General features: G+C 67.8%; 19 protein-coding genes. 15 read left to right on the forward strand and 4 right to left on the reverse strand.

The window, feature by feature from the left end:
* Nucleotide 1 precedes the first annotated feature (1 nt).
* The 8 genes from NCO8_RS12975 to NCO8_RS13010 are packed head-to-tail and all read left to right on the forward strand — an operon-like array spanning nt 2 to nt 7,312.
* A complete protein-coding gene (locus NCO8_RS12975) occupies nt 2-1,024 on the forward strand; it encodes an MCE family protein (protein ID WP_067639245.1) in 1,023 nt (340 codons plus the stop codon).
* The gene (locus NCO8_RS12980) at nt 1,021-2,052 is read left to right on the forward strand and encodes an MlaD family protein (RefSeq protein WP_067639247.1); all 1,032 of its coding nucleotides are present in this window, start codon (nt 1,021-1,023) and stop codon (nt 2,050-2,052) included. Before NCO8_RS12975 ends, NCO8_RS12980 begins: the two co-directional genes overlap by 4 nt.
* A complete protein-coding gene (locus tag NCO8_RS12985; RefSeq protein WP_067639249.1) occupies nt 2,053-3,126 on the forward strand; it encodes an MCE family protein in 1,074 nt (357 codons plus the stop codon).
* On the forward strand, nt 3,123-4,202 hold the full coding sequence (locus NCO8_RS12990) for an MCE family protein (RefSeq protein WP_067639251.1): 1,080 nt from the start codon (nt 3,123-3,125) through the stop codon (nt 4,200-4,202). Before NCO8_RS12985 ends, NCO8_RS12990 begins: the two co-directional genes overlap by 4 nt.
* The gene (locus tag NCO8_RS12995; RefSeq protein ID WP_084457007.1) at nt 4,199-5,395 is read left to right on the forward strand and encodes an MCE family protein; all 1,197 of its coding nucleotides are present in this window, start codon (nt 4,199-4,201) and stop codon (nt 5,393-5,395) included. Before NCO8_RS12990 ends, NCO8_RS12995 begins: the two co-directional genes overlap by 4 nt.
* Before the next feature lie 27 nt (nt 5,396-5,422).
* Complete coding sequence (locus NCO8_RS13000; protein ID WP_067639253.1) at nt 5,423-5,995, forward strand: Rv1363c family protein; 573 nt, start codon at nt 5,423-5,425, stop codon at nt 5,993-5,995.
* Nucleotides 5,996-6,006: 11 nt separating this feature from the next.
* Entirely contained in the window at nt 6,007-7,080 is a 1,074-nt protein-coding gene (locus NCO8_RS13005; RefSeq protein WP_067640116.1) for an oxygenase MpaB family protein, read from the forward strand.
* Nucleotides 7,081-7,096: 16 nt separating this feature from the next.
* Nucleotides 7,097-7,312, forward strand: a complete 216-nt coding sequence (locus tag NCO8_RS13010; protein WP_243749965.1) for a hypothetical protein — start codon at nt 7,097-7,099, stop codon at nt 7,310-7,312.
* Nucleotides 7,313-7,324: 12 nt separating this feature from the next.
* Here NCO8_RS13010 and NCO8_RS13015 read toward each other — a convergent pair whose 3' ends face one another.
* From NCO8_RS13015 to NCO8_RS13025, 3 genes are all read right to left on the reverse strand, one after another.
* Complete coding sequence (locus tag NCO8_RS13015) at nt 7,325-7,984, reverse strand: TetR/AcrR family transcriptional regulator (protein ID WP_084457009.1); 660 nt, start codon at nt 7,982-7,984, stop codon at nt 7,325-7,327.
* 38 nt (nt 7,985-8,022) lie between these two features.
* Entirely contained in the window at nt 8,023-8,694 is a 672-nt protein-coding gene (locus NCO8_RS13020) for a cutinase family protein (protein ID WP_245655333.1), read from the reverse strand.
* Between the two features lie 149 nt (nt 8,695-8,843).
* Entirely contained in the window at nt 8,844-9,203 is a 360-nt protein-coding gene (locus tag NCO8_RS13025) for an Rv2640c family ArsR-like transcriptional regulator (protein ID WP_067639255.1), read from the reverse strand.
* A 99-nt stretch (nt 9,204-9,302) separates the two neighbouring features.
* Between NCO8_RS13025 and NCO8_RS13030 the strand changes: the two genes are divergently transcribed.
* The 5 genes from NCO8_RS13030 (at nt 9,303) to rph (ending at nt 14,922) form a co-directional block, all read left to right on the forward strand.
* Nucleotides 9,303-9,815: an ArsI/CadI family heavy metal resistance metalloenzyme gene (locus NCO8_RS13030; RefSeq protein WP_067639257.1), complete on the forward strand. Its 513-nt coding sequence runs from the start codon at nt 9,303-9,305 to the stop codon at nt 9,813-9,815.
* Between the two features lie 94 nt (nt 9,816-9,909).
* On the forward strand, nt 9,910-10,479 hold the full coding sequence (locus tag NCO8_RS13035; RefSeq protein WP_067639259.1) for a TetR/AcrR family transcriptional regulator: 570 nt from the start codon (nt 9,910-9,912) through the stop codon (nt 10,477-10,479).
* Between the two features lie 73 nt (nt 10,480-10,552).
* Complete coding sequence (locus tag NCO8_RS13040; protein ID WP_067639261.1) at nt 10,553-11,587, forward strand: medium chain dehydrogenase/reductase family protein; 1,035 nt, start codon at nt 10,553-10,555, stop codon at nt 11,585-11,587.
* A gap of 29 nt (nt 11,588-11,616) precedes the next feature.
* Complete coding sequence (locus NCO8_RS13045; protein WP_067639263.1) at nt 11,617-12,180, forward strand: ABC transporter permease; 564 nt, start codon at nt 11,617-11,619, stop codon at nt 12,178-12,180.
* A gap of 156 nt (nt 12,181-12,336) precedes the next feature.
* On the forward strand, nt 12,337-14,922 hold the full coding sequence (gene rph / locus NCO8_RS13050; protein ID WP_067639264.1) for a rifamycin-inactivating phosphotransferase: 2,586 nt from the start codon (nt 12,337-12,339) through the stop codon (nt 14,920-14,922).
* Here the strand turns inward: rph and NCO8_RS13055 are convergent.
* Nucleotides 14,919-15,611 carry an LmeA family phospholipid-binding protein gene (locus NCO8_RS13055; RefSeq protein ID WP_067640120.1) on the reverse strand — a complete coding sequence of 231 codons (693 nt, stop codon included), beginning with the start codon at nt 15,609-15,611 and terminating at the stop codon, nt 14,919-14,921. The genes rph and NCO8_RS13055 overlap by 4 nt on opposite strands.
* Nucleotides 15,612-15,749: 138 nt before the next feature.
* On the opposite strand from NCO8_RS13055, the gene NCO8_RS13060 reads away from it, so the two are divergent.
* Both NCO8_RS13060 and NCO8_RS13065 read left to right on the forward strand, forming a co-directional pair.
* On the forward strand, nt 15,750-16,073 hold the full coding sequence (locus tag NCO8_RS13060) for a hypothetical protein (RefSeq protein ID WP_245655334.1): 324 nt from the start codon (nt 15,750-15,752) through the stop codon (nt 16,071-16,073).
* 89 nt (nt 16,074-16,162) lie between these two features.
* On the forward strand, nt 16,163-18,211 hold the full coding sequence (locus NCO8_RS13065; RefSeq protein WP_084457011.1) for a heavy metal translocating P-type ATPase: 2,049 nt from the start codon (nt 16,163-16,165) through the stop codon (nt 18,209-18,211).
* Nucleotides 18,212-18,213: the final 2 nt, after the last annotated feature.

Below are 18,213 nucleotides of genomic sequence, written 5' to 3' on the forward strand. Positions count from 1 at the left end.
TATGCGTCCCCGCACAACCCATCTCGGGCTCGCTGTCTTCGTGACCCTGTCCGTGATCGCGACCTTCACGATCTGGTCGACGTTGCAGCGCTCGGTCCCCGGTGACACCCACCGCTACAGTGCGACCTTCACCGACGTGCTCGGTTTACGTACCGGCGACGATGTGCGGATCGCCGGTGTGCGGATCGGCCGGGTGGACGCGATCGACCTGGTCGACCGCAAGCACGCCAGGGTGACCGTGTCCGTGCAGTCGCGGCAACAGCTGAGCACCACCACGAAAGCGCTGATCCGCTATCAGAATCTGATCGGCCAACGCTATGTGGCACTGACTCCGGGGGAATCGCCGGGCGAACCGCTGCCTGCCGGCGGCTCGATCCCCTTGGAACGCACCGAGTCCTCCTTCGACGTCTCGACCATGCTGTCGGGCTTCGAGCCGTTGTTCAGCCTGCTGCAACCCGACGACGTGAACTCGCTGTCGGAAACCCTCGTGCAGGCGCTGCAAGGCGACGGAGTGTCGTTGTCGGCACTGATCACTCAGGCCGCCGCACTGGCAGCCACCTTCTCCGAGCGCGACGAGATCCTCGGCGCGGTGATCAGCAACCTCAGCGATGTGATCACCAGCCTGGCGCATCGCAGCGGCGAGCTGGAAACGTTGATCGCCCAGTCGCGCGCCCTGGTCACCGGGCTCCACGAACAGGGCGCGGTGCTCAGTGGGGCGGTCACCGGGATCGCCGAATCGACGACGAAACTCACCGATCTCATCGCTCGCGTGGCCCCGGGAATGGCGCAGGCACAGCGGCAGGCCGTCGCGGGCGTAGATCTGCTGCTCACCAATGGCGCCCGCTTGGACCAGGCGGCCGTCGAACTACCGCTGATCATGTCCGGGCTCGCCCGGATCAGCGGCGACGGCACCTACGTCAACACCTATGTCTGCAACCTCGATGTCTCGCTGTGGGGCGTGCTGTTCCCCCGCGGCGTGCTCTCCCAGGTCGGCGGCAACGCGCACTCGGAGGTCTGTCGATGATCGGATTCCTGTTCCAGCTGATCCGGACGACCCTGGTCGACGCGTTCGGCAACCGGAACTTCTCGCTGGGCATCGCGGCAGGGGTGACGGTGACAGCGGTGGTCCTCGGGTCCGGGCTGCTGTCTCGTGCGCACCTGGGCGAGGCGACCCTGCGGGCCGAATTCGCCCAGGCGGCCGGTCTTCGCACCGGCAACAGCGTCGATGTAGCCGGGATCGAAGTCGGCACGGTCACTTCGGTACGACTGGAACGCGACCGCGTGCTGGTGACGATGAGCGTGCGCCCCGACCTCGGCCTCGGCCACGACGCCGAGGCTGCGATCAAGATGTCGACCATTCTCGGGAAGATGCATGTCGAGCTCGACCCGGGCACCGGCGGCGAGCTGCCCGATGCCCGTATCCCGTTGTCGGCCACCACCGTTCCTTACAACTTGGCCAAGGTCGTGAACGACCCGACCTACCGCAACTCCTTCGAGCATCTCGAACGGCTCGACCCGAACGCGTTGCGCGCGAGCCTGGACACGGTGGCCACCCAGCTGGGCGATTCACCGCACCTCACCGCGCAGGCACTCGACAGCGTCGGCGCGCTGGCCCGGGTGATCGCCTCCCGTCGCGACGAGGTGGACCAACTGCTGAACAGCATGGACCAGGTGTCGGGTCTGATCGCCGACAACCAGAACAGCGTGCTCGAGCTGCTCACCAAAGGCGAGGCGATCGGCGCCGCCGTCAGCCGCCGCCGCGACCTGATCGCAGATCTGCTCGACAACATCGCCGCCGCGTCGAAGATCTTGCAGGACATGGGCATCGAGGACGGCGGAAGACTCGGCCCGCTCATCCACAGCCTGAACACGATGTCACAGGGCCTGGAAAAGAACCGCGACCACCTCGCCGCGCTGTACCAGGTGATGCCGGTAGCCGTTCGCCATTTCAACAACACGTTCGCGCAGGGACCCTACGGCGACATCTACATGCCGTGGCTGTTCCCGGACAACTGGCTGTGCCTGGCCGGCGCCGTCGAAGGGTGCAAGTAGATGCGACGACTGCTCCGATGCCTCGCGCTGGTGATCACTACCGGGATCGGTGCGGGCTGTTCCTCGGTTCCGGTGTCGCTACAACCGGACGCCGTCCACCTCACCGCCGACTTCGAAAGCACCGCGGGCTTGTTCGTCGGCAACGACGTAGCGGTCCTCGGTGTCCCGGTCGGACGGGTCGACGCGATCGCGCCCAAGGGGGCGTTCGTCGAGGTCGCGATGACCATCGAGCCAGGCATCGAACTGCCCGCCGACGTCAAGGCGGCGCTGGTCTCGCCGCAGCTCATCACCAACCGCCACGTCGAGTTGACCCCGGCGGGCACCGGCGGTGGACCGCCCCTGGCCGACGGCGCCCACATCCCGCTGGCCAGGACGAGGACACCGGTCGAACTCGACCGTATCCTGCGCAATTTCGAACAGCTCGGCGACGCGTTGAAGGGCGACAGCGCGAACGGCCCGATGGCCAGCCGGGTGTTGTTCCCGATGCTCGACGGCAACGGAGACCGGATCCGCGAGACCCTCGACGCGCTGGCGACCACCTTCGACGTGTCGCTGGCCAACAGCGACCAGATCTCGCGCACCATCGTCGAACTCAACGACCTCACCACGATGATCGCCGGAAACGACCGGACGGTGCGAGATTTCAGCGGTCGGCTGACCGAACTGGTCGCGCTGCTCGAAGAGCAGGCTCCGGGGCTGGGCGCGGTCCTCACCCAGGTGAACGATTTCATCGCCAACACCTCCACCGTCCTGGCCGACAACCACACCCCGCTCACCGACGCGGTGAACCGCCTGGTCGCCATCACCGGCCAGATGCGGGACAACGCACGCGGACTCACCGAGATCATCGATGTGACGCCTCTGATGGCCGACAATTTCGCGCGCGCCGTCAACCCGGAACAGGGGGCCCTGCGGTTGCACCTGCTCACCGACAAGTCCGTGCTCGACAGCGAAGCTCTCGCGCTGCTGTGCGCCCGGTTGTCCCTGCGCTCCGACGGCTGCCGGACCGGCAAACTGATGGACTTCGGGCCGGACTTCGGTCTGACGGCCGCACTGCTGGGACTCACCGCATGAGCCGGGCCGCCCGCGTCACGGCCGCCGCGCTCACCGCCCTCGGCGTTTGCTCGTGCACGGTCACCGTCGACGACGTCCCACTGCCCCGTCCCGGTGTCGACGGGCCCTCCTACCGGTTGCACGCGGTCTTCGACGACGCGCTCAACCTGCCCGAGCGCGCACGGGTCAAGATCGGCGGCACCGACGTCGGCGTGGTGACCGGGATCGAGACGACGAACTTCCGCGCCGAGGTCGAACTCGAACTGCGCCGCGATATCGCGTTACCGCACGGCACCCGCGCGGAATTGCGACAACCTACTCCCCTGGGCGACCTCCATGTCGCCATCGTGTTGCCGCAGCACCGTCCCGGCAACTCGCTGCTCACCGACGGTGATGTCATCGACCGCGACCACACCTCGGCGGGCGCCTCGGTGGAGGAGCTGATGACCGCGATGTCGCTGCTGCTCGACGGCGGCGCGATGAATCAGGTCGCGCGGATCACCTCCGAACTCGACGCCATCGTCGGCGGGCGAGGCCCGCAGTTGTCGCATCTGCTCACCGAACTCACCGCGACGCTGACCGCGCTGAATCAGCGTACCGCGCAGCTCGATTCGGTTCTGCACGGTCTCCACGGGCTAACCACCACCCTGCGGGCACGCAAGACCGAACTCGGCCGGGCCGCCGACACCTTCCCGGAACTGATCGGGGTGATCGGCGAGAACAACCGCGCCATCACCGATCTCACGACGAAGGTGTCGACGGTGACCGCCGCGCTCGGCGATTTCACCTCGACCACCGGCCCACAGTTTCTGAGCCTGTTCGACAGTGTGCAGGAACTGATGAGCGGCTTCACCCGGATGGGGGACGACCTGGCCACCACCTTGGACCGGCTCAACACGGTGGCCCCGGTGGCACGGGCTTCGATGCGCGGGTCGAGTCTCGCCGTGGCCGCACGCATCTCGTACCTCGACGTCGGCGCCCTCACCGACACCGAGGGCAGCCGGTTGCCGGACGGCACCGACGTCACCGCCTTCGTCGGCAGCCTTGCCCAGGTGCTCGCGCGGGTGCTCGGCCGCTTGCAAGGGGGTCACCGATGATCGGGTGGACCGCTACCGTCGTCGTCCGGCTGGCCCGCTGGGCGCACGACCACAAGACCATGGGAGCCGTGCTGGGCATGGTCGCCATGCTGGCGGCGGGGTCGGGTTACATCGCCATCGATGTGATCGGCGTGCGGCCGTTGCACACCACCTACACCGTGCGCGTCCAGCTCGACAGCTCCGGCGGACTGCTCCCCCACAGCAACGTCACGGTGCGCGGGGTCGAGGTCGGGTCGGTGCGCGCGATCCGCATCGACGGGTCGGGCGTCCTCGCCGAGACCGAAATCGACAGTGCCACACTGATTCCCGTCGGCACGCCGGTGGCGGTGAGTCGCCTGTCGGCGGCGGGCGAGCAGTACCTCGATTTCCGGCCCGTCACCGGCGAGGCGCCCTATCTCGCCGACGGGGCGACCGTGCCCGCCGACCAGGTGAGCACGCCGGTGACGATCGACTCGTTCCTGGACAACACCGGCGCTCTCATCGCCGGGATGAATCCGGACCGGCTCACCGCGATCGTCGACGAACTCGACCGCGCGCTGCGTGGCGGCCCCCAGGTGCTGCGCAGTGTGATCAGTGGCCTGAGCCAGGCGACGGCCGGACTCGCCGAGCTGCTGCCCCAGACCACCGAACTGATCCGCAACCTGAGCGTCATCGCCGCCACCACCGCACACGCCCAGCCCGACCTCGCCACTCTGGTGCGTGGTTCGAGCACGCTGTTCGACCAGATGAACGCCGCCGACCACGAAGTGCGCGAACTCCTCGACCAGGGGCCCGACCGGCTCGCGACGCTCGACGGTGTTCTCACCGAGACCGGTGACCCGCTGACCAGTCTGGTCACCAATTTCGTCGCCATCACCCGCGCGGCCCGCCTGCGCACACCGGCCATGACAGCATTGTTCCCCTCCTTGCGCTCCGCGGTGATCGCACTGGGAATCCCCGCCCACGACAACGCTTTTCACACCATGGCCGACATCTGGCCGCGCCCCACCTGTGAGTACGAGACCGTCCCGGTCTCCCCTGCCGAGGTCTCCGACGGCCGCACCCGCCTCTACAACTACTGCGTCACCGACCACCCCGAACTGCAGATCCGCGGGTCGGCGAACGCGCCCCGCCCCGCCGGGCCCGACAACGGTTCGGGCCCGCCACCTGGAGTCACCGGCGACGAGTTGTCCGTCCCCTTGCCCGCCAACTGACGCCTACCCACGCAGAGGAATCCTCGTATGACAACCGAACCCGACAACCCACTCCCCGACGACCCGAGTCCGGAGAGCTCCGCCCCGGTTACCGAACCTCGGCGAAACACACTGCGCCGCATCCTGTTTCCGGCAGCTGCGGTCACCACGATCGGCGCCGTCGCGATCGCGACATCGCTCGCCGTGGACAATCACCGCATCCGTGCCCGCGAGCAGGCCCGCGACGCCGCGCTCCAGGCCGCCTGCGCCTACGCCCCCACCCTGGCCAGCTACGACGCCAAGGACCTAGACACCTATTTCGCCGCGGTGCTGGCAGGGGCCACCGGCGCCTGGCGTACCGAATTCGACGCCACCAGCAAGGATCTGCGTGAGGTGCTCGTACAGGGCCAGGTCGTCTCCACCGTCGGCAACGTCACCTGCGCCATCGAGTCCGCCGACGAGACCACCGCGCGGGCCGTGGCCGTCATCAATCAGACCATCACCAGCCTCGGCACCCGAGGCACGCCCGCTCCCGGCCAGCTCTCGGTGAACATGTCGCTGCGCAGGGACACCGACCGCTGGCTGGTCAGCGAACTCAATACTCCGTTGCTCACACGATGAAGGAGGGCCACATGGGCTCTTTGCGAACCTGGTTTTCACTGCCCGAGGTGGAACCGGCCGAGGACTACGGCTTCTTCGGACCCGAATCCGTCGCATGGCGGGTATGGAGTTACCCGACCGGATTGACGATCGGTTTCCAACGCGCGGTCGTCATCGAGGAACTCGATCCGAACCTCATCGCGGCTGTCGATGCGACCAGCGCGATCTATACGCGCCCGCGCACTCGTTACGACCGCACGCTGCGCTATTTCGCCATGGTGATGTTCGCCGACAGCCGGTCGACGGTCAGCGCGGCCGATATTCTGGTCAAGATCCACTCCAAGGCTGTCGGGATCGATCCGGTGACCGGTCGGCACTACGACGCCAACGATCCGGATTCGCAATTGTGGATCCATCTGACCGCATGGCATTCGCTCCTGATCGCCTACGAGAAGTACGGCCCCGGCCGGCTCAGCGCGGCGGACGAATCGCGGTATTGGCACGAGTGCGCCCGTGCCGCGGAACTGCAGACCTGTGACCCGGCAGACATTCCCCGCACCCGCGAGGGCGTCGCCCAGTATTTCGAACGTATGCGCCCGCAGCTGATCGGATCCGACATCGCGAAGAAGGCGATGAATCACCTGCTCGACGCCGAGGTGATGCTGCCGCCGATGCCGCTGGTACTGCGTCCGATGTTCAAGCTCGTGGCGGCTTTCCTGCGACGCGGCACGCTGGCGACGATGCCGCGGTGGATGCGGGAGATGGCGGGCCTGCCGACCGGACGGGTTCTCGACGCACTCGTCGTGCCATGGCTCAGCGCGGCGATGACCCTGGTCAGCTTCAACGCCCGGCTCGAGCTGCTTCTGCTGCAACTGATCTCGCCGACGACGGTGCCGGTTGCGGGGCCGGTCCTGCTCGGCATACCGCCGAAGAACCCGGTGACGACCACACCGCGGCAAGCACAGCGGACATACGGATACGACATCCCCGCTCGAGCCCATCACGCACTCCGCCGCAAGCAGCGCGATCGCGTGTTGAGCAGAGGACTCCCACCCTCGGACGAGGGGCTCATCGAATCACAGCCGATCCTCGGCGACATGGCCTGAACGAAGGAGAGAACACGTGCTCACGAAACTCATGGAACGCCGGCTCAGTATCCGTCAGATGATGTACCTGGCAATCGCGGGTGGCATCCCCTATGTCGCGATCGGACTGGTGTGGTTGCTCTCGCATCGAGATCACCTCGGCGAGCTGTCCGGGCTGGACCGATTCTTCTCGATCCTCGGCCAGGTGATCGCCTGGCCGGTACTGCTCGTCGCCGACGTCGACCTGCGGTAGAAGTCCGCGAAATCACCGGGAGTCGGTGCTCGGCTCCTGGGGCAAGGTCCGCACCATGGAACGGACGGTGGCGCGCAGTCGTTCGGGTGGAAAACGTTGCGGGTCCGAGAGCACCATCCTGCCGAGCACCTCGGTGAAACCGAGCATGACATGGGCGATCAGCTCCACATCGGCATCGTGTGGTCCGCCGCGCACCGCGAAACCCGCGTTCAGCAGGTCCACACACTGGTCGAGCAATTTGTCGCGGGCGGCAGCGAGCAATTCCCGGTAATCGGCGGGGGCGCCGTCGCTGTGCATCAGAATCAGGCGCCAACGCGTCGGCGCCGCCGCCACCGATTCGAGAAAGGCCATGACCGCTCCGACATATTCGCGGTCGGGATCCGATCCGCGCAGATCACCCGGCATCGCCGCGAAAACCTGCGCCATTCCGCGCGAGTGCTCCCGGTGCAGCAGATGTGCCACCAGCTCCGGCGCGGTCGGAAACATCGCGTACAGCACCGGCTTGGCGACGCCCGCTTCCTTGGCGACCGCCTGCATGGTCAAGTTCGCGATACCTTCGCTGCCGACCACCCGCAGGGCGGCGTCGAGCAGTTGCGTTCGACGTTCGTCCGGCGGCAGCCGAGGGCCGTTGCGGCGCTTCGGTCGAACCTCGGAACTGCTGTCGGTACCCACCCGACCATCATCCCCCACGCGCTGTCGTCGACGCGGGGTCAGACCCGGTCGGCGACGAAGGCCGCGGCTTCCTGGGCGTACCCCTGGTATTGCAGGTGGACGTTCCAGTCCGTTCCCTGCGGGTCGCACACCGGGTCGTTGTCGTTGCACACGTCGTAGGTGCGGTCGGCGTACACACCGGTGACCTCACGGCCCACCCCGCGAATAGGGTTGCCGAACAACAGGATCGCCGCGATCCTCGGTGCCAGTTCGGCGGGCAGGGTGGCCACGATCGGGCCGCCGACCCGGGCGCCCTCGCTGCTGATCCCGATCGAGTTGTCCACCACGTTGGCGCCCTGGGAGTAGCCGACGAGCACGAACTTCTGGTCCGGGCAGGCCGCCGCCCGTTCGACCACATGATCGACCAGGTCGCGGTTGCCTGCTTGCACGGAGGCGGGCTGGTCGTAACCGGCCGGGTACTGCACCCGATAGGCGTTCGTCGACTGCGACAAGGCGGCATCGATGGCCGCGTAGACCGGGTTTCCGACCACGGAGCCCAGCCAGTACTGGCTCCACAGGCCGCCGGGTTCGTTGGTTCCGCGCGCGGCGACGACGTGTACGTCTACGCAGCCCGCCGCCTGGGCGGGAGCGGTTCCCAGCACGCTGGTGACGGTGCCTGCCAGTACGGCGGCGGAAAGTGCCAGGCCCACGCGGGCGCGGATGTCGATCACGGTTCGTCCTTCGCATCGGTCGTCGATAGCCGAGAGCGTATGCGGACCGACCCGGGCCGATCGGTGCACGGCACGCGCTTTTGGCCCGGTTCACACCGAATGCAACGACCACGCCACCGTTCGGTCACCGATTTCCAGGGGCCGTCGGCTCAGCTGCAGCAGTTGGGGTCGAGCACCGTGCACAGCGCGGACAGCGCCTCGCGGCGTGCCCGGTGGAAGGTGTTCATCCCGCGTCGCTCGGATTCGACGAGACCGGCCTTGCGCAACTGCCCGAGATGATGCGAGACGGTCGACTCGCTCAGCTCGACGGCACCGGCCAGGTCACCACCATTGCTCTCCCCTGCCGGAGTGGTGAGCAGCAAGGACAGCAGTTTCACCCGGACCGGGTCGGCGATGGCCTTGAGCCGCAACGCCACCTCCAGCGCGGCGGCATCGTCGACCGGCGCCGCCGCCACGGGTGCGCAGCAGACGGGAGCGGACATATCGATCACGGGTAGCGCCTTGGGCATGTCGACGACTCTACGCTCGGTATTGACATATGTCGAAAAGGTGAGCACACTCGAGCTCGCAAGTTCTTCGACATATGTCTCACAAGTGGAGGTTCGATCATGTCCCGAATTCAGCTGGCCCTCAATGTCGACGATCTCGACCAGGCCGTGCGTTTCTACTCGACCCTGTTCGCCACCGAGCCGGCCAAGCGCAAGCCCGGCTACGCCAACTTCGCCGTCACCGATCCGCCGCTCAAGCTGGTGCTGATCGAGAACGCGGGCAAGGGCGGCAGCCTCAACCACCTCGGCGTGGAGGTCGAGTCGTCCGAGCAGGTCCACGGCGAGATCGCGCGCCTTTCGCAGGCGGGGTTGTTCACCGAGGAGCAGATCGCGACGACCTGCTGCTTCGCCACCCAGGACAAGGTATGGGTGAGCGCGCCCGACGCCGAGCGGTGGGAGGTCTACACCGTCCTGGGCGACAGCGAAACCTTCGGTAGCGCACCGCAACTCGTCGAAGCGGAGCAGGCCGACGCGTGCTGCGGCACCGCAGCGGAGGCCGAGGCGGAAGGCGCCTGCTGCGGCACCGAGGCCAAGCAGAAGGCGGTGGCGTCGGGCGCGAGTTGCTGCAGCTGACGAGTCGGCCCGGCGCGGGAACGCCCGAGCCGGGCCGGAACTCGATAATTCGCGGAGTTGACGCACTCGAAAGAGTGAGTGTACAGTCACTCACATGAGCAAGAGCGGAGCAACACTCTCCCGATCCGACATCCGCCGCGACGCCGTGGTCGACGCCGCGATCGTCGAGTTCGCCCGCACCGGTTACCACGGCACGCCGATCAGCACGGTGGCGGCGACGGCACAGATCTCCCCTGCCTATGTATTCAAGCTGTTCCCCGGCAAGGTCGCCCTGTTCGTCGCCGCGCTCGAGCGGTGCTTCGACCGGATCGCGGCGGCCATGTCGGCCGGTGCGGCACAGTCGGCCGGCGACAGCCCCGAGCAGATCCTCTACGACATGGGCGGCGCCTATGCGCAGTTGATCAGCGATCGGAGCCTGCTCATGCTGCAGGTCCACGCCCAATCGGTGGCCGAGGTGCCCGAGATCGGCGCGGCGATGCGCGCCGGGCTCGCCCGGATCACCGAGCTCGCCAAACACCGCTCCGGCGCCGCGGACGAGCACGTCCAGCGGTTCATCGCCTTCGGCCAGCTCTGCCACCTCATCACCACCCTCGGCCTCGACGGTGACGACAGCCCGTGGGCGAGGATCGTCACCGCGGGCATCCGGCACCCCGACGCCGGCTGACCGAACCGATGCCCCCTCGCGGGGCATTTTTTTGACCCATCGAGTGATTGACCAGTCACACACTAGGAGAATCATGTCTGTCATCGCCACCGAAATCGTCCTGCCCGACCGGGTCGATCCTGATGGTCTGCTGGTGACCCGGCGTCCGTTGCCCGCCCCCGGTCCCGGCCAGGCTGTGGTCGCGGTCGAGGCGAGCGGCGTCTCGTTCGCCGAGCAGCAGATGCGGCGCGGCAAGTACTACGACCAGCCACCTTTCCCCTTCGTTCCCGGTTACGACCTGGTCGGTACCGTCCTCGCGGTCGGTGCCGGCGTCGAGCCGGACATGGTCGGCAGGCGGGTGGCCGCGCTGACCAAGATCGGCGGGTGGAGCAGTCACGCCGTGCTCGATGCCGCCGATCTCGTCGCGGTGCCCGACGGACTCGCTGCCGATGCGGCGGAAACCTTTGTCGTCAACGGCATCACGGCCTGGCAGATGTTGTTCCGCGTCGCGAAGGCGCGCACCGGGCAGACCGTGCTGGTGCACGGCGCCAACGGGGGCGTCGGCTCGACACTGGTGCAGCTGGCCCGCTCGAAGGGCATTCAGGTCATCGGCACGTCGTCGGCGCGTCATGCCGAGGCCGTGCGTGCGCTCGGCGCGACGTGGGTGGACTATCGCGGTGATGTGGGTCGGCAGGTCCGGGCGCTGGCACCCGGGGGCGTGGACGCGGTGTTCGACCACATCGGCGGCCCGGGGATCGCGGATTCGTTCGCACTGCTCGCGCCCGGTGGCACCCTGGTGTCCTACGGCACCGCGTCGACCAAGGACGACGAGGGCAATTCGCGGCTTCCGGTCCTGCGGTTGCTCGTCCGGTTGCTGGTCTGGAACGCGTTGCCCAACAAGCGCAATGCGCACTTCTTCAATCTGTGGGCGGGCAAGCGCGATCTGCCGCGTTTCCGTGCCCGCATCGCCGAGGACCTGTCGGCCGTTTTCGATCTCGCCGCGCGCGGCGTGCTGCGCGCGCAGATCGGTGCGCGTGTGCCGCTGTCGGAGGCCGGGCGGGCGATGCGGCTGGCCGAATCGCGCACCGTCGTCGGCAAAGTCGTCCTGGTCGCCGACACCGAGTCCTGAAATCCCCCACTGATCCTGGAGAAATTGCGATGTCCGCTCTGCGTGTTCTGCTCGACAACCGTCCGTCCTACCTCAGTTTCGGTGCCGCGTGGCTGCTCGGGCACGGCGCTTATGCTGTGTCCCACGGTGATTCACCGCTCGTGCGGCTGCCCGCCGCGGTGCCGGGCGCACTGCTGGTCGGTGGCCTGCTGATCGCGATGGTGGTGACCAGTGTGGTCACGATGCGCGCCAAGCGCGGCGCCACCGGGGCCGAGGCGGTGGTCGGCAATCTGCTCGCCGCGTCGTGGCTGGTGGGTTTCGGAGCACTGTTCTTCGTCATCACGGCGCTGAGTTCGGCGCTGGCCGACGACAACGTGCGAATGCTGCTGTGGCCCACCGGTTCCGGACTCGTCGTCGGCCTGCTGTACCTCGCCGGTGGTGCCGCTTACCGTGACGTGTTGCAGTACGCGCTCGGTGCGTGGCTGGCATTGACGTCCTCGGCGGCGCTGTTCCTGACGGGTGCGAGCCCGTATTGGGTGCTGGCGCTGGCCGGTGGTGGCAGTTATTTGGTCGCGGCCGCACTCGAACCCCGTCGCCGCGCTGTCGCTGCCTGAATCGGCGTCCGGCCGTCGTCGAGCCCGGCTCGGCGGCGGTTCGCCGCGTTTCCCTTCCCCTTCTCACTGTATACACGATCGCGGCCGCTCATGAGACATCGAAATGTGGTCCATAATCGCTCGCGTACTGCTGAAATCGCAGGTGAGGAGTGGGTTATGGGTGTTGTTCTCGAGTTCGGGCAGATCGACCGTTCGCAGGTGGGAATCGTCGGGGGCAAGGGTGCGAACCTGGGTGAGCTGGCGCGCATCGAGGGGGTGCGGGTGCCCGAGGGGTTCTGTGTGACGACCGAGGCGTTCGATCGGGCGCTGGCAGGCGCGTCGGCGGTCCGGGAACGGATCGGCGAACTGGCGGCCCTCTCGCCCGACGATCGGGCGGGGATCGCCGCGGCAAGTGCGGCGATCCGCGGGGCTGTCGAGGAACTGCCGGTGCCCGAGGACGTGGCGGCCGAGATCCTCGCCGCGCATGCCCGGCTCGGCACCGACGCCGCGTACGCGGTGCGTTCCAGCGCCACGGCCGAGGATCTGCCGACCGCGTCGTTCGCCGGTCAGCAGGACACCTACCTGAATGTGATCGGCGCGGCGGAGGTACTCATCCATGTCCGCCGGTGCTGGGCGTCGCTGTTCACCGACCGGGCGGTGACCTACCGTCTGCGAAACGGGTTCGACAGCAGCATGATCCGGATGGCGGTCGTGGTGCAGCGGATGGTGTTTCCGCGTGCGTCGGGCATTCTGATGACGGCCGACCCGGTGACGTCGGATCGGACCGTCGTCTCCATCGACGCCGGTTTCGGTCTCGGTGAAGCACTGGTTTCCGGTCTGGTGAACGCCGATGTGTACAAGGTGCGCGACGGGGAGGTCAGCAAGACCATCGCCACCAAGAAGATCGCCGTCGAACCGGTGGGCTCGGGCGGCACCGAGGTGCGCGATATCGACGAGGATCGCCGCAACGAACCGGTGCTCTCGGATGCCGAGGTGCTGCGACTGGCCGAATTGGGCCGGCGCATCGAGGCGCATTTCGGCTCGCCGCAGGACATCGAGTGGTGTCTCGACGACGAGATCCGTCTCGTGCAGAGCAGGCCGATCACCACCCTGTTCCCGATTCCCGAGGCGGCCGACGACGCCCACCGCGTGTATGTGTCGGTGGGTCATCAACAGATGATGACCGACGCCATGAAACCACTCGGGATTTCGCTGTGGCAGCTCACCAGTCACGCGGCGATGCGGGACGCGGGCGGGCGGTTGTTCGTCGACGTCACCGAGCGATTGGCCTCGCCGACGGCCGGCCCCGCGCTGGCCGAGGCGCTCGGGAAGTCCGATCCCCTGATGGGCGACGCGCTGCGCACCGTGCTCGAGCGCGGCTTCGTTCCCGTTGTGCCGCAGACCGATCCGGTTACCGCGCCCCCCGCACCCGCTCCGATCGACACCGACCCGGTGATCGTCGACGAACTGATCGCCGACTGCGAAACCTCGCTCGCCGTGCTGAAACGCGACATCGCCCCCCTGTCCGGGTCCGCCCTGCTCGATTTCATCCACGCCGATATCGCGGAATTGCGGCGAGTGTTGTTCTCCCCGCGCGGATTGCAGATCATCACGGCCGCCATGGAGGCAACCGAATGGCTCAACGACCGCCTGGGCGAATGGCTCGGGGAGAAGAACGCCGCCGATGCGCTCACCCAGTCGGTGCCGGGCAATGTGACCTCGGAAATGGGGTTGGCGTTGCTCGATGTCGCCGATGCCATCCGCCCGCACCCGCAGGTGATCGAATATCTGCGTGCGGTCGAGGAGAACGGCGCGAACGATTTCCTCGGTGAACTCGAGCAGCGTTCGGGTGGCCCGGCGGCGCGGGTCGCGATCACCGAATTCCTCGACAGATACGGCATGCGGTGCGTCGGCGAAATCGACATCACCCGAACACGGTGGAGCGAGGACCCGACCACTCTCGTGCCGACCATCCTCGGCAATGTGCGCAACTTCGAAAACGGCGCGGGCACAGAACGTTTCGAAGACGGTTTGCGCGACGCCGAAGCGCAGCGGGCACGGATCCTGCGGGAATTGCGGGCGCTGCCGGACGGGGAGAGCAAGGCCTCCGAAACCGAGCGGATGATCGATCGGGTCCGCACTTTCGCCGGTTACCGGGAGTACCCGAAGTACGGCATGGTCAGCCGCTACTTCGTATACAAGCAGGCATTGTCGCGTGAAGCCGAGCGACTCGTGGCGGCCGGTGTACTCCAGGAACCCGACGACATCTACTACCTGCGGTTCGACGAACTGCGTGAGGTGGTGCGCGTCCAGCAGGCGGACCAGGCCCTCGTCGCCCAGCGCAGAGATGCGTTCGATATCTTCCGGACGCTCAGTGCGCCAAGGGTTCTCACCTCCGACGGTGAGGCGGTGACCGGGGCGTATCGACGCGAAGACCTGCCCGAGGGCGCTCTGCCGGGCATGGCGGTCTCGGCGGGAACGATCGAAGGGCGAGCCCGGGTGGTCCTCGACATCGGTCAGGCCGATCTGGAAGCGGGCGACATTCTCGTCACCGCCTACACCGACCCCAGTTGGACACCGCTGTTCGTCGGTATCGCCGGCCTGGTCACCGAAGTGGGCGGCCTGATGACCCACGGCGCGGTCATCGCCCGCGAATACGGGCTACCCGCCGTGGTCGGGGTGGAACACGCGACCGACCTGATCCGCGACGGGCAGCGCATCCGGGTGAACGGCGCCGACGGCTATGTCGAAATCCTGACCTAGCCGTCGGCGAGACGCACGTTCTCGGCCGCCGCGGTGACGTGCAGACCGTCGGCGGCCGGGGTGATCGCGGTGATGTGTGCCCCGAGGGGCAGGCTCTGCAAGGGAACGACGAAGGTCAGGCTCCGCTGGATCAGGCCGAGAGAAATCGTCGGACCCCCGGCCGCGTGGCGCACGGACACGGGTGTCACCTCGATGCCGTCGGCGGTCGGTGCGACGGTGACGATGACCGTGGCGGGCACCATGATCCCGGCGACCGGGAACCGGCCCGCCACGCTCAAACCGTCCGACCCGAATTCGATGGACTCGACGTCGTCGGGAGCGAACCCTCGTACGACGTCGTAGGGGACGACAGCCGTCGCCGTGGCCGTCGCCGCCACCAGGTTCGAGGTCCGGTTGCCGAGCACATCACCCAGCGGTGCGGACACATCGCGCAGGGTGACGTCGAGGTCGCGCACGGTGATGTCGTCGCCGGTCCAGTCGCCTACCGCGATGTCGATGACCGGATACCGGCCGTCGAGCGCCTGGGTGAGGAACGGGAAACCAGGGATGTCGACATCGGGCTGTCGCGTGAGCTGGTATTCGGCGGCGATCTGGCGTCCGATCGCGTTCTGTGCCAGCACGAGCGCGACCCGATCGCCGACCACCAGCGCGATCGCCGCCACGATCAGCAACGTCAACAACGTGCGCACGCTCAATCCCTTCGCCGCACCGGTGTAGCCAGTGGTCGCCCATGCTACGGCGCGGGCGCCGGTTCGTCCGGCCCGATTGGACCGCGACACAGTGGGTATTGCCGTCCACACGCAGTCCATCGGAGGGAAGGATCGACCATGGCGTACCCCGCCCATCAACGCTCCCCCATGTCGCGCCGCACCGGGCGCGAATTCCCCGACCACTCCCGAACCACCCGCAGCCACGCCGGTGAAGGCCTGGAGGACGGGTACAACTTCCCCGGCATCATCCTGTGCGCGATGGCCGTGATCGCCCTCGGCCTGTGCCTGACGGCCGCCGGATACGGCTTCGCGGGCTGGGGTGCCATCGCCGCCGTGGCCGCCGCGACGCTGGCCGTCGCCGGTGTCGCCTGGTTGCTGCTGGAACACCGACGCGTGAAGGCGAAGGAAGGCCTGAATCTCACCGATCAACGCGGTCACTAGCCGAGCCGCGCTCGACGCCTCCGGCCTGTGTCAGGTCGGGGGCGTTTTCCTGTGCCGCCCCCGCGACGCTCGGGGGTAGCGTCGGCGTCATGGCCGACGACCACCGGATGGGCAGCGGTTCGGACACGATCCACGACGAGCACCACGACATGTCTTCGGGTCATCATCACGGCGACCACGTGGCCATGTTCCGGCGGTTGTTCTGGGTGATGCTTGCCTTGGCGGTGCCGGTGGTCGCCGCCGACATGATGTTCGCCGAACTCGTCGGCTACACCGTGCCGACGGGGTTGCGGTGGGTGTCGCCGGTCCTCGGCACCGTCATGTATTTCTGGGGCGGCCGACCGTTCCTCACCGGAGCCGTCGACGAGATCCGGGCGCGCAAACCCGCCATGATGCTGCTGATCTCGCTGGCCATCACCGTGGCCTTCCTCGCGTCCTGGGGCTCGACGCTCGGCGTGCTGCACCACGAGCTCGACTACTGGTGGGAACTGGCCCTGCTGATCGTGATCATGCTGCTCGGGCACTGGATCGAGATGCGCTCGCTCGGGCAGGCCTCGAGCGCGCTGGAATCGCTGGCCGCGCTGCTGCCCGACGAGGCCGAACGCGTCCGCGACGACGGCTCGACCGACACCGTCCGGGTCGACGAACTACGCACCGGTGACCGCGTCGTCGTGCGACCGGGCAGTCGGGTGCCCGCCGACGGGCTCGTCGAGTCGGGCAGTGCCGACGTCGACGAGTCCATGATCACCGGCGAATCCCGGCCCGTGCGCCGTGAACCAGGCGACAAGGTCGTCGCGGGCACGGTCACCACCGATTCGGCGCTGCGGGTGCGTGTCACCGCCGTCGGGGCCGATACCGCCCTCGCCGGCATCCAGCGGCTGGTGGCCGAAGCCCAGAATTCCTCCTCCCGCGCCCAGGTACTCGCCGACCGGGCGGCGGGCTGGCTGTTCTGGTTCGCCGCCGGGTCCGCCGCGATCACGGCCGTCGTCTGGCTCGCCCTCGGGCGACCCGAGGATGCCGTCACCCGGACCATCACCGTGCTGGTCATCGCCTGCCCGCACGCCCTCGGCCTGGCGATTCCGCTGGTGGTGTCGATCGCCACCGAACGCGCCGCGAAAGCCGGTGTGCTCATCACCGATCGCCGTGCGCTCGAAGCGATGCGCACCGTCGATGCGATCCTGTTCGACAAGACCGGCACCCTCACGCGTGGCGCGCCCGCCGTCGTCGGAACCACCGCCACCCGGTCGGGCCTCGCGGACGACGAAGTTCTCGCCCTGGCCGCGGCCGCCGAATCCGAGAGCGAGCATCCGCTCGGACGCGCCATCGTCGACACTGCGGCCGAACGCGGAATCGCTGTCCCCACCGCCACGGAGTTCACCGCCCACAACGGTGTGGGTGTGCGTGCGACGGTCGACGGCTCGACGATCGAGGTCGGCGGTCCCGCCCTGCTGCACCGCCACCACCTCGAGCCCGCCGAGGCCACCGCCCGCTGGTCCGCGCAGGGTTCGACGGTGCTGCACGTACTGCGCGACGGCGAGCTGATCGGCGCGCTCGCCCTGGCCGACGAGGTGCGCCCCGAATCCGCGCAGGCGATCCAGGCGCTGCATCGCCGGAGCATCCACGTCGCCATGATCACCGGTGACGCCGAACCGGTGGCCCGCGCGGTCGCCGAGCAGCTCGATATCGACCAGGTGTTCGCCGGGGTCCTGCCGAAGGACAAGGGCGACAAGGTGCGTTCGCTGCAGGAGGCCGGGCACACCGTGGCCATGGTCGGTGACGGTGTCAACGACGCGCCTGCCCTCGCCCAGGCCGATGTGGGTATCGCGATCGGCGCGGGCACCGACGTGGCCATCGCCTCCGCGGGTGTGGTCCTGGCCTCCGACGACCCGCGCGCGGTGGTCTCGGTGATCGAGCTGTCACAGGCCACCTACCGCAAGATGATCCAGAATCTGGTGTGGGCGGCGGGCTACAACATCATCGCCGTGCCGCTGGCCGCCGGTGTGCTCGCGCCCTGGGGTGTCACCATGCCGATGGAGGTCGGGGCGCTGCTCATGTCGGCGTCCACAATCGTGGTCGCGCTGAACGCTCAGTTGTTGCGGCGCATCGACCTCGACCCAGCCACCGTGGTGCGGGAGTGAGC

This window comes from Nocardia coubleae NBRC 108252 (genome assembly GCF_001612805.1).
In the GTDB taxonomy this organism is placed as follows: Bacteria; Actinomycetota; Actinomycetes; order Mycobacteriales; family Mycobacteriaceae; genus Nocardia; species Nocardia coubleae.

Coding starts and splice junctions, on each gene's coding strand:
- NCO8_RS13030 (WP_067639257.1), top strand. CDS start 9,303: ATGTCCCGAATTCAGCTGGCCCTCAATGTCGACGATCTCGACCAGGCC.
- NCO8_RS13025 (WP_067639255.1), bottom strand. CDS start 9,203: ATGCCCAAGGCGCTACCCGTGATCGATATGTCCGCTCCCGTCTGCTGC.
- NCO8_RS12980 (WP_067639247.1), top strand. CDS start 1,021: ATGATCGGATTCCTGTTCCAGCTGATCCGGACGACCCTGGTCGACGCG.
- NCO8_RS13065 (WP_084457011.1), top strand. CDS start 16,163: ATGGCCGACGACCACCGGATGGGCAGCGGTTCGGACACGATCCACGAC.
- NCO8_RS12975 (WP_067639245.1), top strand. CDS start 2: ATGCGTCCCCGCACAACCCATCTCGGGCTCGCTGTCTTCGTGACCCTG.
- NCO8_RS13045 (WP_067639263.1), top strand. CDS start 11,617: ATGTCCGCTCTGCGTGTTCTGCTCGACAACCGTCCGTCCTACCTCAGT.
- NCO8_RS13035 (WP_067639259.1), top strand. CDS start 9,910: ATGAGCAAGAGCGGAGCAACACTCTCCCGATCCGACATCCGCCGCGAC.
- rph (WP_067639264.1), top strand. CDS start 12,337: ATGGGTGTTGTTCTCGAGTTCGGGCAGATCGACCGTTCGCAGGTGGGA.
- NCO8_RS12985 (WP_067639249.1), top strand. CDS start 2,053: ATGCGACGACTGCTCCGATGCCTCGCGCTGGTGATCACTACCGGGATC.
- NCO8_RS13005 (WP_067640116.1), top strand. CDS start 6,007: ATGGGCTCTTTGCGAACCTGGTTTTCACTGCCCGAGGTGGAACCGGCC.
- NCO8_RS12995 (WP_084457007.1), top strand. CDS start 4,199: ATGATCGGGTGGACCGCTACCGTCGTCGTCCGGCTGGCCCGCTGGGCG.
- NCO8_RS13040 (WP_067639261.1), top strand. CDS start 10,553: ATGTCTGTCATCGCCACCGAAATCGTCCTGCCCGACCGGGTCGATCCT.
- NCO8_RS13000 (WP_067639253.1), top strand. CDS start 5,423: ATGACAACCGAACCCGACAACCCACTCCCCGACGACCCGAGTCCGGAG.
- NCO8_RS13060 (WP_245655334.1), top strand. CDS start 15,750: ATGGCGTACCCCGCCCATCAACGCTCCCCCATGTCGCGCCGCACCGGG.
- NCO8_RS12990 (WP_067639251.1), top strand. CDS start 3,123: ATGAGCCGGGCCGCCCGCGTCACGGCCGCCGCGCTCACCGCCCTCGGC.